The following is a 13,790-nucleotide window of genomic DNA, read 5'->3' as shown; positions in this document are numbered from 1 at the left end:
GTGCAGGTTAGAACCGCTTTGCCGGCCAACAGAATAACCAGTATATTTTCAATTGCAGTAAAACTAAAACTTATTATCCTACCTGCAACTTTTATCCTGGCATTACTTCTTTTACCTTCTACTGCACTTGCCGATCAAATCATGCTAAATGGTAACTTTGAAAAGAATCTCTCTGGGTGGAAGCTGACAAAGGCCTATCAAGGAATAAGTGTAGGTCGGGATATTTCTGGCTACAGCGATAGTGGTAGCCTGCGCTTTTCCACTGCAGGAAGAAGAGGCAAGGGTGAAGCTTATTTGACTAAGCGCACTGCCCTTCTAGTTACGGCAGGAAGCAGAGCTAAAGTCGAGTTTGCGTTTAAGAAAAACTGGTTCGGCATCACACCACTTAAACAAAAAGCCTATGTTAACCTTATTAAGCCAGATGGCACAGCGGTCAACATCTGGACTGACGAATGGGTATCCAACGACAATGTCTGGACAGTTCAATCGCTTGATATAACTCAATATATAGACCAAACGGGAATCTACGCGATACGTACCGGTGCGGCTGCTGAAAACGGCAACATGCCCGACGCGCAGACTCTAGTCTGGTTCGATAATGTAAGCTTTGATGTTCTTACTCTTGATAGTAAACCGCACACTGTGATCCTCAACCCAACCGGGATAGGCAATATTTCTGGCGACTCCTGCTCCATCAGCGGCATCGCTCAAGATGACCTCGGAGTTGGCTCGGTCGAGGTGGCCATTTTAAGAACTTATGATAACACCTGGTGGAACGGTAGCAGCTGGGTTAAAGATGAAGTATGGAATCCGGCATCTATAATTTCTGGTGCAGGAAGCCCGTCTGCCACCTGGAGTTATCCCTGGTCGCTTCCAACAAGTGATGGCCAGGGATTTCAAATCTTTGCTCGTGCAACCGATGTTACTGGGAACCGTGAGGTAATGGGCGCCCAGGATGCGATTGCAGTCGATAATGTTTGCCCGATCGGCAATATTTACATCGAAAATGCTGCAGCTTATACCAATAAAAAAGAGGTAAATGTCAATATCGACATAACCGGTGCAACCCAGATGCGTTTTAGTCCTGATGATGGTAAAACCTGGACCAATTGGGAGCCCTTTGCACCGGTTAAGACCGTCACCCTGCCTGGGGGTGACGGAGAAAAAATAGTGAGCGCCCAGTTTAAAGACGATACCCAAAACACCTATCGCGCTTCGGATAGTATCACGCTTGATACAAAACCGCCGGTTACTAAGCACATTTTTCCCTCTCCTAACGCGACAAAAGTGCTACCGGGCTCAAGCATAGGCGTTGTTTTTTATGAGGCAATGGATTCCTCTAGCTTTAAAAATGACGGCACAAAACAGGGGTCAACTTTCTATATCATGCAGAGTTCAAGATGGATTGCGGCAGACCTATCTTATGATGCAAAATCAAAGACCGCAAAGCTCGTTCCAAGAGAGAGGCTAGATGAAGGAACTAACTATAGAGTCTATCTAACTAAAGGAATCAAAGACATAGCTGGAAACTCCTTGGCTGCCAGCTATTCGTGGGAATTTACGACATCTGGCTCATATAAGGCGACATTTAAAGGTTCGGTTGGCAAATCAGGAGGAACGCTCGGTGGTGGCAACCTTTCAGTCTCTATAGAGATACCTGAGGGAGCGCTATCCCAAGACACCGAGATAACTATCGATGAGCTAAGAGAGGACCAAGAGGTACCGAGCACAAACGGGCTGATAAGATATAGTCCGGTTTATAAGTTTATCCCAAAAGATTTGACTTTTAGCGTTCCCGTAATGCTTACCATGAAATATCGCCGGGATGAGATGCCAGACCCAACCACCCTGCGCCTCGTATTTTATAACGAGCAGGAGAAAAAGTGGAAGCCCATTGGCAACGCACGTATCGATCTAGTTAATAATCAGATAATGGCTCCGGTAACTAATCTCACAATGGTCACCATTATTGCGGCCAACGACCTTGTCGCCCCGACAACAGCAATCCTTACCCCAACCGGTGCCAGCGATATTTCAGGATCATCATGCACGATCTATGGTTTCTCAAACGATAACGCAGGAGTAGTAAGCGTGGAGGTTTCAATCGTCGACAAATCTAACAACACCTACTGGAACGGTGGAGAATGGCAGAGTGAGGAGACCTGGGTCAAAGCAGATATAACCAAGGGCAAAGGCAGTAAAGAAGCAACTTGGTCTTACCACTGGGTTTTTGCTCAGAAGAAGCGCGGCAACTACGAGATAAGAGCACAGGCCACAGATAACGGTGGCAACGTCGAAGCAAGCCCAGTGGTTATTCCGGTCAGGGTCGTTGATTAAGGTCAAAAGGCTAATGATAGCAGAATCCGCCTTGGATCCGGCCAGAGACCCCACAGATATTCGACCGAAAAATTATCTCTAAATATTTTACAAATATCCGTCAAGTTGTTTTATAATATCCTTAAGTAAGTAGCACTAAATTCTGGAGCAAGTGCCAAAGCAACCATATAACACAGGCAGGAGCAGCCAATGGATAAAAAGTCCAGCAGGGTTGATTTTTGGCTCACCTTAGTATTGGTTATAGCAATAATTTTGGGTGCAGGCCTATTTATTGGCTTGCAAACAGATATTTCCCCTGGATTAACCAACCTAGTAACCAGTCCGTTTATATACCTACCGACATCAATTATTCTTGTAGCCCTTATTAGCTGGGCATTTACCCGCAGTGTTATGAGAAGAAAACTTGCCAGGGAGCAAAAGGAAATCGCCAAGAAAACGATAAGAAAAACATTTGAGATACTTCGGGTGACAAGCCGCACGCTGGATAATATCGATCTAAAGGCCGGGGCGATACTTACTGGCGGAACAAGTCCCCACCTGGATAGAGCCCTTGCGCACGAGTTCATGCAAAATGTGCGCAACCAGGTCGTCGAGATATACAACAGCCTGAGCATCTGCATCGAAGACTGGGAGGACATACTTGCCGAAGAGTTCGCCGAAATTGAAAGAAGAGAGCGGCAAATCGAAAAAGTTGGCATCGAGCAGGCTAAGAAGGCTAAGAAGTTAAAAGAGTTAGAACGAGATCCGTTTGAGCGCGATAAAGAGGTTGCTGCCGTAAAGGCCGATCTTCTAAGACTGGCCGAAAAGAAACGCATGTACCAGGCTGAGCTCCTAAGTGAGGCAAAAAGATTGGTTGGCGCCCCTATCACTAAAACAACTGATATCGCAAAACCAGTACCAGCACATGCTAGTTTTGAGCAGCTAATAAAACCGCCAGTTTACCTTGATGATTTTGAAACCGATGAGGTACCTGCTAAAAGAATCCAGAAGCTTTAAATTTTAAGTTTAAACTTCCAACCCCACGCCTGGGTCGGCACAGTTATCTCCAATTCAGCCAACCTTTTTTACCTTTCGCGGTCGATTAGTTTGCGTGTAGGTCGCAACGACACCCCCGCCTGCTTCTTCCTTTGCTAAGAATAAAGCCTCGCGAGCGCATTGAATAAGTCCTTCAGCATCGCTTGCATCGGCTGGGTATGTTGCAATGCCAATTGATATGCTAAGGTTAATAACTTTTCCATCTTTGGTTTTAAAGTCATGCCTTTTTAGCTCACCTTGAATTCTCTCAGCAAACTCAAGCGCATCGAGCTCATCAGTATCGGTAAGTATCAGGGCAATCTCATCTCCCCCATAGCGGTAGGCAAAGTCGGTGTCGCGAAGCATCCCTTTGATGATGTCGGATATTTTAGCAAGCGCACGGTTCCCAAACTGATAGCCGTTGATCTCATTAAACTGCCTAAATCCGTCTATATCAAGCATAAGCAGCGAAATAAGCTGCATATTACGCCTTGCCCTTGCTATATCCTTAACCAAATCCTGGTTGAATTTTCTGAAGCTGCCAAGCGATGTAGTTTGATCCACAAGACTTAACCTGCGAGCCGCTTTATAGAGACCATCGACGTCTCGGCCAATCCAAAGCCAGCCAATTACGGCGACAAGAAACAGTGGTAGGAAAAGTGCAAGCTGCTTTAGCAGCTCTTTTAAGGCCTGCGTGCGAACCATCACCTCTTCAAAGCACACTGCGACAGTCCACGGGGTGAGCCTGGTCTTGCGGAAGCTCATCACCCGAATAATTCCGTCGGGCCCAGGTCCGGTAATTGTGCCAGGCGCATTAGTTATGCGTGTAAAGCCTGCATAGCATTTCCCAACCCAACGGTTGGGCTCAATAGTGCGTGCGATAACAGTTCCATTTTGATCGAACACCGAAACTTCCGAGCCCTTTGCGGTCTTTATTGTAACTATCCTATCCTGCAAATGCGAAAGGTCGAATGCGACTGCGACAAACCCAATTCTTTTGTTATCTGTCCCAAAAACTGGATAGGTTATGTGAATGACTGGCTGTTTACTTAGCACAGCATACATAAAATCGCCGAAGGCCAAGCCACTTGCGCTGATGGCACGTTTATAGTACGCTGTTTGCTTTACGCTGGCGATGATTTGCCCGTCGGGTTTAGAGTAGGTGTGAGCAGCAGCGCGGATATTGCCATCCATATCGACAAAGATGATGTTTTTGTAATAGGGATATTTTTGGGCTATATCGCTAAACCACCGCTTCATCTCATTAAAGTCCTGCTCTCTTGCAGCATGGCTTCTAGATATAGCTACCAGCAGATCCTCGGTTGCCAGAACTAGCTCGTCGACATTGTTTGCCACCTCCAATGCGCTTCGGACATTGCCTGCCATTTTCTCCTGCATAAGCTGGTTGTAGCTCCTATAAGCCTGGTAAAGCGAGAAAACCACAAAAGGAATAAGCATCACAGCAAGAAGCAGCAGCAATCGCGGGCGCAGGCTGTAATCAAATGGGTTAGCTTTTGTTCTGGCACTATCACCCCTAAATATACCCATACCCGTATTATAATATATAGGAGCATAAATGAGCTATTTAGTAGGAATTTTTAGGCAGGAGCTAAGAAGCCACCAAGCACTAAATTTGAACCTAAGATACAACAAAGAGACCTGCCAGAATGCGGGTCTCTTTGTTCATCATGGCAATCCTTCCCCTAAAAGGAATAACTGTTAGTGATTGACTCCAATGCCGGTGTGGCACCTCAAGCAGACGCCATCGATTGCATCTTCGGTAACTGGTGTCGTAAGGTCATCAACAATATTGCCAGCATCGTCCATATCAGATTTCCAAACTCCAAGTAGCTTAATGGAGTTCGCCTGACCGGAGTGCGGGAAGTCGGAATTTACGGCTGGGTCATCATGATAGGCGTTGTAAGAAGTTGGACCAAAGTGGCATCTATTACAAGCAAGGCCAATAGGCATGTCATTTCGGTGACAACTGTAACATTGCCCTGGGCCACTTCCATCGTTGTTACCGGTAAATGGAACAGGATGGGTTCTATCGGCATGGCTCTTGTAGCCAAGCTCTTCAGTGGTAAGGGGTTTCCAATAGCCGATGTTTAAGTTATGGCAATCAGCACACCATGGAGATAGCGTGTACTGGTTGACTGTTTGTGGTCTATCTGTTTCCAGTGTAAGCTGGGTGCTGCCCACAAAAGCCGTGTAAATAGTATTCGGGGCACTTGGATCGCTTGAGCCACTCTCCACATCGTGACCGGTATTCGCAGGCGTCATGGTCTCTTGGGGCACGCTAATAACGTCGTCTACATCCCAGTAACCAGCTGTATTCGTAGTTTCACCCGGCTTAACAGAACCAGATGGCATGAGCCTCAGTAGCTTGTAACCTTCAACCCGGGTCGTTGGGTTGTTGAAGTCGGTTGGTCTCCATACCAAGTTCTCGGCATTATGTGGTTGATGGCAGTTTATACAGCTAAGTGCCAGGGGCCCAACCCTGTCATAACCTGCTTCACCGGTACTGGCAGCAACATGGCCATGGTGCTTTGCAAATCGGTACATCTCATTCTTGGCAGGGTCATAAGCACGAACCTGAACGCTCTCCGCTAGTTGATTGCCATTCTCGTCAACAGTAACGAGCGTTATGGTCTCAAGCCACTGATCGATTGAGCTGTCTGGAATGGTTGAGCCTGCACCGATGGTATGACCATTGGTGGCCTGCTTGCCGGCAGCGTTAAGGTCATAGACAATGTACGATGAGTGGGCGGAACCCCCGATATGGCAGTAATCGCAGGCATCGTCTTGGGTATCTGCCCTTAATAGGAAGTATGCTCCTTCAGTGCGGTGGACAGCATGGCAAACATTGCACTTATCGGTCGTGGTGTCGTAACCACCGTGCGGGTTATCATAGTCTCCTGTAAACTCGGTATTATTAAACGCTTTGTAACCACCCTCAGTTTTGGCAGTAGAATCCTGCAGGTCTTTGTAGGTCCAAACAGATGCGCCATCGCCTCCAATGACAGATGGGGTAGCAGCAAGTGCCGTGCCTGCAAATGCGAATACAAATAGAGCAGCAATGGCTACAACAAAAGCTTTTTTCACCCTCTCACCTCCCTTTACCTTAAAATGCAAAAAGCTATACGGTTCTGCAATTTACTACCCACTAAGTCTCTTTGGTTAACAACATATTTGGTTAATTTAAATACGATTTGCAGTTAACTAATAGCGGGGAAAGGCTATGCAGATTCAAAGTTTTTAGCCAGCTAATGCATGCTTGGCGGCAGCCTCATGTGAGATTTTGGATTGAGCAGAAGTAGATGCGATTTAGTCGGTAATCAGTTTTTCTATTTCCGATTCTCGGCAAAAAAGCCGGTCAAGAAACCGGCTTTTTATGTGGCCAGGGACGGAATCGAACCGCCGACACGGGGATTTTCAGTCCCCTGCTCTACCTACTGAGCTACCTGGCCATCATTTTCCCAGGCTAGAACCCCTATCCTGGTATGTTTATTACACAGATGCCATTTTAGCACACGGGTATTATAAATGGAATAGCTGGTCGCATGCGTCCTTACATTATAACATAACTTCAAAATTGATATAATCCTTCTCTTATTTCAATGGTGCGGTCAGATCAAACCGTTTGATCCAAAAGTCTCTTCATTAAAGACATCCCCGAGGCGTAGCGTTACCTAGCTTACTTGGTCTAGCGCAATAGTCTTGCCTTCAGGAGCATCAAAGAATATGACCGCAGACCTTTCCGCACCTGGTTGCGTTATCCCCGAAACGTCTCCCCGGGTTTCAAATATATCGGCCTCTATCTGCATACTGTCTATTGCAACAGTCCCTAAATCAGGATAAAGACTTAGTGGGTCACTGGCTTGGTTCCTGGCATTTATACCCTGTGCTAACCGAATTAAGTGCATAGCTCTTAAGATTCTAACTAAGTCCTCAAAGACTGTTTACCCGTACCCTTACCTTTCATGGGGGCCACTCCACCTACTTAAGCTACTTGGCCATTTTATGCAAATTTAGCAGCTCAAAGAGCAACTTCAATAGACGAAGGGAGGGAAATCGTGGGAAAACTGATCTGCAAACCCAAAACCATCACCCCAGAAGCGCACAGCCTTAAGAGTCTCTCATCTTGACTAAATCCTGCTATTATATAATCAGCTTGAAGTTTTATGGAGTTTTATGAGCATAGCCATCGCATTTATTGTGCAGAATTATAATAAGTATAGCTTTGCTGCCTTGGCAGGTGCGCTTGAAAGCATGCCAAAAACCAAGGATATGCCGATTTATTTCCTGCCTGGCAAGGATGTGGATAGGCTCGCCCAGGAGGTCAAAAGAGCCGCCACCAAATATGATACGCTTGCAGTTTGCTTCTCGTTTGCGACAACCAACATCGTCGAGGTTTATAAAACGCTTGCCAAATTAAGAGCAAACCTGGATAGCAACCAAGTCATTTATATTGCAGGAGGTCCACATGCCACCGGAGACCCTACTGAGACGCTTCAGCTTGGCTTCGATATCGCGGTAATAGGCGAAGCCGAGGAGACCTTCCCAGAGCTCATCTGCGCGCTCTCAGACGGCTTAGATTGGCGGCAAATAAAAGGGATAGCCTACACCGACCATGACGGCAGGTTTATGAGGACCGGAAAGAGGCGCCCGATCGATTTGAACCGCTTTGCACCGTTTTCAACCAAACATAACAAGCTCTCGCCCATTGAGATAAGCCGGGGCTGCCCACATGCATGCCGGTTCTGCCAGACGTCATTCATCTTTGGCGGCAAGATGCGCCACCGTAAGCTCGGGGAAATACTCAAATACATCTCTTTGAGCAAAGCCAACGGGACACGAGATTTTAGGTTTATTTCGCCAAACTCGCTTGCCTTCGGCTCTAATGATGGCAAAACGGTAAACCTCGCTGCAATAGAGGAACTTCTAGTAGAGGCCTCTAAAATCACAGGTAAGAAACATCTCTTCTTTGGTTCTTTCCCCTCAGAGGTAAGGCCAGAGGCTGTCTCAAAGGATGCGCTAAACCTCATCACCACCTACACGGCGACTAAACAGCTTGTCGTCGGAGCACAAACGGGAAGCCAGCGCATGTTAGATAAGTTACACCGAGAGCACACGGTGGAAGACGTCTACCGTGCGGTAGAGCTTATCCTTGCCTGCGGGCTTGATGTAAGCGTAGACTTTATCTTTGGCCTGCCCGGCGAGACAAAAGCCGACCGGGAATCCTCGATTAAGATGATTGATAATCTCACAGATATGGGGGCTAAAATCCACAGCCACACGTTTATTCCGCTTCCAGGAACGCCCCTTAGCAATGCTAAGACCGGAATTGTGGACAAGGAACTTAGCCGCTACCTAAGCAGACTTGCAAACAAAGGTCTGCAATTTGGGCAATGGCATACACAGCAAAGATTAGCCAAAGAAGCATTCATATTTAGAGCTAAAAGTGGCACTCAGTCTACCACCAACCCCGTAATCCGTAACTTGCAGTAGTTTTATTGGGCCGTTTCCCCCGGCCTAGGTTCTTTTCCGCTTTTGCCCACAGCACGCCTTACTATCTCTTGCTGCTCTTCTTTCGCAAGTTTCTCGGCCTCGCGCTCTTCTTTTATCCTTTTTTCTATATCCTCGGGTGTTTCTGGTATCTTTCTTTTCGGCCTTGCCATATCAATCAACTCCTGATATTAGTCGATAATAATTAAGTACCCGCGTAAGGCGGATTGAAAAATGCAGTTTGAAGATTGAAAAGCAGGGTGTTTACCCATGTGCGTAGTATAATGATAATGTAGCGCAGGGCTTTAGCCCTGCTATTTAGCAGCCCCTTTGACTTCGCTCAGGGCAGGCTCTAAAGGACGCACTACAATTTTGGTTTCAATAAAGCGGTGGTAAAAATTAAAGTAAGGCCGTCTATTATCTTAATAAGAAATCGTAAAGTCCTCTTGATGAGATACCGCTACGGCAAGGCAGATGTCTATGGTATCCCCGGGGGCGGTGTTGCTGACGGCGAGATGCTTACCGATACGTTGAAGCGCGAACTCGACGAAGAGCTTGGCGTAGCAATCAACATTGGCAAGCTTATCTGCCTGGTTGAGACGCCGTCCGCCGGCAAGGTAGCGCACACGCTTCACTGCGTGTTTGTTGGCGAGATCTTAGATGGGACGCCGAAGATAAACGCCGAGCACACCACCGCGAATTCCGTTGAGTGGGTGGACGAGTCGTCACTTGAGAACATGGTTCTTTATCCACCGATAAGTGATGTAGTAAAAGAGGCTTTAAGCGGAACTATAAGCGCAAAATACTTAGGTTTGCGCAAAAGGCAATGGTTTTAGTCGAGATCGCCGCCCTCTTCCCGCAGCTTTCTCGATTTTTCTGCAAGGAGCTGACGTGTTTCTTCTCGTTTCTCCTCAAGTTTTTTAGCGATCTCAGGGTTAAAGACCGATAGGATCTCGCAGGCAAGGTATGCCGCGTTTACTGCTCCATCGATGGCAACTGTCGCAACCGGAATACCTGGTGGCATCTGTACCGTTGAGTAAAGCGCGTCGACGCCCTCCAAAGCGCCTGACTTTAGTGGCACCCCTATTACGGGCAAGGTGGTATGAGAAGCAATGACTCCAGCCAGGTGGGCAGCCATTCCTGCGCCGGCAATAATCACAGCAAGGCCACGCTGCCGGGCAGTCCTTGCATACTCGGCGGTTTTATCCGGCAGACGGTGGGCAGATAAGATATCCATCTCGTAAGAGATACCCATATCTGCTAATACTTTAGCGGCTTTTTCCATAACCGGAAGGTCGCTGTCGCTTCCCATTATGATCCCAACCAGCGGCCCCTGCTTAGCCATTTACTATCACCCCAACCTATATGATTAGAGCACTATAATACCATAATCGGCCTAAATTTAAAGCTAGATTAGCGGAAGACTCGACAGCCTATGCCTTTTACATGGAACTAGCTCTAAAAGAAGATTAGCCCTATCTTTATACAACGCCTACACGCACCAATGCCGTTTAACTAGGATAATTATCCTAAAAGGTTAGGTTTATATAATATAACTGAAATTAAACAGCCCTCACCTCTTAAACTTTGCCCTCGATAACTCAATCGATTTTCGGCTTTTTATTTTCAATTCTTGGCAATAAAATAAGCCAGCTTTGAGCTGGCTTATTTCGCTGCGGGAGCGACGGGATTCGAACCCGCGATCACCGGCGTGACAGGCCGGCATGTTAAACCGCTACACTACGCCCCCAAAAACTAACAGAATTATACAGAGTTTCGATATGGTTTTCAACGTTTCTGCGTGTAAAAGCGCATATTTGGTGGGAGTTAGTGGATTTGAACCACTGACCCCCTGCTTGTAAGGCAGGTGCTCTCCCGCTGAGCTAAACTCCCATTTTGTGCCCCTATAGGAGGAATAACGTAAAGTAATTCCTCCTGGGCGCACTCCGCTTTGCTTCGTGCCCCCAGGGGAATTCGAATCCCCGCCGCAGCCTTGAAAGGGCTGTGTCCTAGGCCTCTAGACGATGGGGGCATGGTGAGCCGTGAAGGATTCGAACCTTCGACACCCGGATTAAAAGTCCGGTGCTCTGCCAGCTGAGCTAACGGCCCACGTTGCCAATTTACAGGCGTAAACAAAAATATTGTAGCGGAAACAACGGCGTTACCGCTACAGCATCTGATATGATACTACAGCTAAACCACGATGTCAATGCAAAAACGACCTGCTAAGACTGCTTACAACCGGCCAATCCATCATTGCGGAAAGTGAAACGACAAAGCAATCCGCGGATTAACCCCAACTGCGAAGATTGCTTCGCTTTGTCTGTAGTTATATCTATAAGCAAGCCCTTCTACGGAATTTATCCTGAGCGAAGCTGAAGGACCCAGGCGGGCTCTGGTACTGCGCACATTTAACAATAGTTCACCGGTCGATGGTTCTTAAATTCGGTATTTACTAGTGCCTAAAATGGCGTTTTCCGGTAAAGACCAGGGGGATACCATGCTCATTGGCGGCGGCGATGACCTCGTCATCGCGGATCGACCCACCCGGCTCGACGATTGCCGCCGCACCGGCTTCAACTGCTGCGTCCAGGCCATCCCTAAACGGGAAAAAGGCGTCGGATGCTACGACCGCCCCCTTGACCTTATCTCCGCCTTTGTGCGCTCCAAGCCAGGTAGAATCCACACGGCTCATCTGACCCGCACCAACACCTACTGTTGCCTGGTCTTTGACGTAAATAATGGCATTTGACTTAACGTGTTTTGCGACCTTCCAGGCAAAAGCCATGTCTTTCCATTGAGCTTCGGTTGGCTTAGCCTCACTTACAACGCGCCAATTGGCTATCGGCTCTTCGATATTGTCAAAATCCTGAATGAGGACACCGCCGTTTACACGCCTCAGGTCGTAATCAAAGTAATCGGTCTTGGTTATACCGCCGGTATCAATTAAGCGAAGATCAGCTTTTTTGGTCAAAATATCGAGTGCTTCTTGGTCGTAGCCTGGTGCGATAACAACCTCGATAAAAATCTTGGCCATCTCTTCCGCGGTAGCTTTATCCACCATCTGGTTTAGAGCAACGATGCCGCCAAATGCCGATACCGTATCGCACTCGTAGGCTTTAACATACGCCTCAGTGAGGTCACGCCCGAGAGCGCAACCGCACGGGTTGTTATGTTTTATAATGGCGCAAGCTGGCTCATCAAACTCGGTGACCAGCATCCAGGCTGAGTTCATATCGAGAATATTGTTGTACGAGAGCTCTTTGCCATGAATCTGCTTGAAGTTAACCAGAGTATCAGCCGGTGCCCCTGCTTGACGGTAGTAAGCTGCCCTCTGGTGCGGGTTCTCGCCATAGCGGGTATCCATGATTTTCTCAAAAGTATAAGTAACTAGCTCCGGAAAAGCGGTCTCAGCATCCTGCTTAAAGAGCCACTGTGCAATAGTTGAATCATACATCGCGGTGTGCTTAAAAGCATCTTTACAAAGCGCAAAGCGAGTGTTGCGGGAAAGCGCACCGTCGTTAGCACGCATCTCATCTAATATCTTTGCATACCAGCCCGATTCTACAACAACCGCGACCCCCTCAAAGTTCTTGGCGGCCGCACGAATCATTGTCGGCCCCCCAATATCGATGTTTTCAATTGCCTCATCCAGCGTGACGTTGGGTTTGGCGATAGTTTGCGCGAAGGGATAAAGATTTACGCAAACGAGATCTATTGGGTTGATGCCTGCCTCTTTGATTTGTCTCATGTGCTCTTCTTTCCGACGATCAGCTAGGATTCCGCCGGCAATCTTCGGATGAAGTGTCTTTACGCGACCCTCCATCATCTCAGGAAACCCCGTATAGTCGGATACCTCAACAACCTCTATCCCTGCATCCCTTAGGGCCTTAGCAGTGCCGCCGGTCGAGAGAATCTCCACGCCAAACTCTTTAAGACCTTTTGCGAACTCCACCACGCCGGTTTTATCGGATACGCTTATTATCGCCCGCTGGATTTTGATTTTATCTATCATGCACCGCCTCCATGTTAATTTAGCTCACAGCTGTAGACAGTAAATACACAGCCCTAATTATACATTATTATCTGCTACTATTTAAGCAAACAGTAAAATTTTTAGCGGCTAATCTGTAATAATTGAAATAAAAAGTGGAGCCTACCAAACTCCACCCTCAAGTCGATCTTTTGATTCGTCCTTTAAAAATCAAAAACTACCAATTAAAATCTAGACTGCTTTCTTAATAATGACCACAGACCACTTACGGGGCCTTGCCAGGTGTTTTGGCTGGTAACGCGGTCTTGCTGTTTTGTTTCGGATGTCAGGCTCAATAATTGCCTTCTTAATCTGCATCAACCTGCTAACAACGGCAAACACTCCAAGCGCCATGAGCAGGCTCCCCAGGTTAAAGACATCCCTAAATGGCAGCAATGAGATTTTGCTAGCTTGGTTAGATATTGCCAAATTAAGACTATCGGCTGCTGTAGCATAACCTATTTGACTTAGCTCAAAGCTACCATCTGCCATGATGGTGAAAAAGTTGAGCATCAGACCGGCTGCAATTATGCGCATGCCCGCGATCTGCCAATTAAGAATTAAAAATGCGGCTACCAGGAAATAGGTAAAGATATGCGCAGCTACAGCAAGCCTTGGTGATGCTGCCTCAAAGCGAAAACCTGAAATAACCAGGACCAGTTTAACAACAAAAGCTATAAGGATTAGTATGCCGTAATTAAACCTTACTTCTGAGATATTTCTCAACCTGCCGCCTCTTATGTATCCAATTGCCAGCGATAGTACAATAAAGATTAGCAGTAACATTGTTGCGTCTCCTTCACCAGTGTCCTTTTATTCTTTTTCGTCAAAATCTTGCCACGCTTTAACAAATGTTTCGCAAGCCCGCAAAACTTTGGAATATAGGTCACTTCGCCCT

The 13,790-nt window shown here is 47.1% G+C and carries 11 protein-coding genes and 5 tRNA genes; 4 read left to right on the top strand and 12 right to left on the bottom strand.

What is annotated here, in order from left to right; genetic code table 11:
- On the top strand, positions 1 to 2,337 hold the full coding sequence (locus tag K6T91_01940) for an Ig-like domain-containing protein (GenBank protein ID MCL6471554.1): 2,337 nt from the start codon (positions 1 to 3) through the stop codon (positions 2,335 to 2,337).
- Positions 2,338 to 2,526: 189 nt separating this feature from the next.
- Complete coding sequence (locus K6T91_01935; protein MCL6471553.1) at positions 2,527 to 3,333, top strand: hypothetical protein; 807 nt, start codon at positions 2,527 to 2,529, stop codon at positions 3,331 to 3,333.
- 54 nt (positions 3,334 to 3,387) lie between these two features.
- Here K6T91_01935 and K6T91_01930 read toward each other — a convergent pair whose 3' ends face one another.
- The 4 genes from K6T91_01930 to K6T91_01915 all read right to left on the bottom strand — a co-directional run bounded on the left by K6T91_01930 (position 3,388) and on the right by K6T91_01915 (position 7,277).
- Positions 3,388 to 4,899 (bottom strand): sensor domain-containing diguanylate cyclase, encoded by a 1,512-nt coding sequence (locus tag K6T91_01930; protein MCL6471552.1) that lies wholly within the window; start codon positions 4,897 to 4,899, stop codon positions 3,388 to 3,390.
- Between the two features lie 171 nt (positions 4,900 to 5,070).
- Entirely contained in the window at positions 5,071 to 6,456 is a 1,386-nt protein-coding gene (locus tag K6T91_01925; protein ID MCL6471551.1) for a hypothetical protein, read from the bottom strand.
- A gap of 292 nt (positions 6,457 to 6,748) precedes the next feature.
- Positions 6,749 to 6,821: transfer RNA gene (locus K6T91_01920), tRNA-Phe, on the bottom strand.
- A gap of 222 nt (positions 6,822 to 7,043) precedes the next feature.
- On the bottom strand, positions 7,044 to 7,277 hold the full coding sequence (locus tag K6T91_01915; GenBank protein MCL6471550.1) for a hypothetical protein: 234 nt from the start codon (positions 7,275 to 7,277) through the stop codon (positions 7,044 to 7,046).
- 268 nt (positions 7,278 to 7,545) lie between these two features.
- On the opposite strand from K6T91_01915, the gene K6T91_01910 reads away from it, so the two are divergent.
- Entirely contained in the window at positions 7,546 to 8,862 is a 1,317-nt protein-coding gene (locus K6T91_01910) for a TIGR04013 family B12-binding domain/radical SAM domain-containing protein (GenBank protein ID MCL6471549.1), read from the top strand.
- A 2-nt stretch (positions 8,863 to 8,864) separates the two neighbouring features.
- Here the strand turns inward: K6T91_01910 and K6T91_01905 are convergent, their stop codons facing one another.
- Complete coding sequence (locus K6T91_01905) at positions 8,865 to 9,032, bottom strand: hypothetical protein (GenBank protein MCL6471548.1); 168 nt, start codon at positions 9,030 to 9,032, stop codon at positions 8,865 to 8,867.
- 216 nt (positions 9,033 to 9,248) lie between these two features.
- Between K6T91_01905 and K6T91_01900 the strand changes: the two genes are divergently transcribed.
- On the top strand, positions 9,249 to 9,695 hold the full coding sequence (locus K6T91_01900) for an NUDIX domain-containing protein (protein MCL6471547.1): 447 nt from the start codon (positions 9,249 to 9,251) through the stop codon (positions 9,693 to 9,695).
- Here the strand turns inward: K6T91_01900 and purE are convergent.
- The 7 genes from purE to K6T91_01865 form a co-directional block, all read right to left on the bottom strand.
- Complete coding sequence (gene purE, locus K6T91_01895) at positions 9,692 to 10,204, bottom strand: 5-(carboxyamino)imidazole ribonucleotide mutase (protein MCL6471546.1); 513 nt, start codon at positions 10,202 to 10,204, stop codon at positions 9,692 to 9,694. The two genes, K6T91_01900 and purE, sit on opposite strands and share 4 nt — an antisense overlap.
- Before the next feature lie 331 nt (positions 10,205 to 10,535).
- Positions 10,536 to 10,609 (bottom strand) — tRNA-Asp (locus tag K6T91_01890).
- Positions 10,610 to 10,677: 68 nt separating this feature from the next.
- Positions 10,678 to 10,752: transfer RNA gene (locus K6T91_01885), tRNA-Val, on the bottom strand.
- Between the two features lie 66 nt (positions 10,753 to 10,818).
- Positions 10,819 to 10,891, bottom strand: a tRNA-Glu gene (locus K6T91_01880).
- A gap of 1 nt (position 10,892) precedes the next feature.
- Positions 10,893 to 10,968 (bottom strand) — tRNA-Lys (locus K6T91_01875).
- A gap of 346 nt (positions 10,969 to 11,314) precedes the next feature.
- Entirely contained in the window at positions 11,315 to 12,874 is a 1,560-nt protein-coding gene (gene purH / locus K6T91_01870) for a bifunctional phosphoribosylaminoimidazolecarboxamide formyltransferase/IMP cyclohydrolase (GenBank protein MCL6471545.1), read from the bottom strand.
- 210 nt (positions 12,875 to 13,084) lie between these two features.
- Positions 13,085 to 13,678 carry a DUF5317 family protein gene (locus tag K6T91_01865; protein MCL6471544.1) on the bottom strand — a complete coding sequence of 198 codons (594 nt, stop codon included), beginning with the start codon at positions 13,676 to 13,678 and terminating at the stop codon, positions 13,085 to 13,087.
- Between the last annotated feature and the right edge of the window lie 112 nt (positions 13,679 to 13,790).

Source organism: Bacillota bacterium (assembly GCA_023511485.1).
Lineage (GTDB): Bacteria > Actinomycetota > Aquicultoria > Aquicultorales > Aquicultoraceae > CADDYS01.
This window is presented reverse-complemented; position numbering and strand designations above follow the sequence as displayed.

Coding starts and splice junctions, on each gene's coding strand:
- purH (MCL6471545.1), bottom strand. CDS start 12,874: ATGATAGATAAAATCAAAATCCAGCGGGCGATAATAAGCGTATCCGAT.
- K6T91_01915 (MCL6471550.1), bottom strand. CDS start 7,277: ATGCACTTAATTCGGTTAGCACAGGGTATAAATGCCAGGAACCAAGCC.
- K6T91_01865 (MCL6471544.1), bottom strand. CDS start 13,678: ATGTTACTGCTAATCTTTATTGTACTATCGCTGGCAATTGGATACATA.
- K6T91_01910 (MCL6471549.1), top strand. CDS start 7,546: ATGAGCATAGCCATCGCATTTATTGTGCAGAATTATAATAAGTATAGC.
- K6T91_01935 (MCL6471553.1), top strand. CDS start 2,527: ATGGATAAAAAGTCCAGCAGGGTTGATTTTTGGCTCACCTTAGTATTG.
- K6T91_01930 (MCL6471552.1), bottom strand. CDS start 4,899: ATGGGTATATTTAGGGGTGATAGTGCCAGAACAAAAGCTAACCCATTT.
- purE (MCL6471546.1), bottom strand. CDS start 10,204: ATGGCTAAGCAGGGGCCGCTGGTTGGGATCATAATGGGAAGCGACAGC.
- K6T91_01905 (MCL6471548.1), bottom strand. CDS start 9,032: ATGGCAAGGCCGAAAAGAAAGATACCAGAAACACCCGAGGATATAGAA.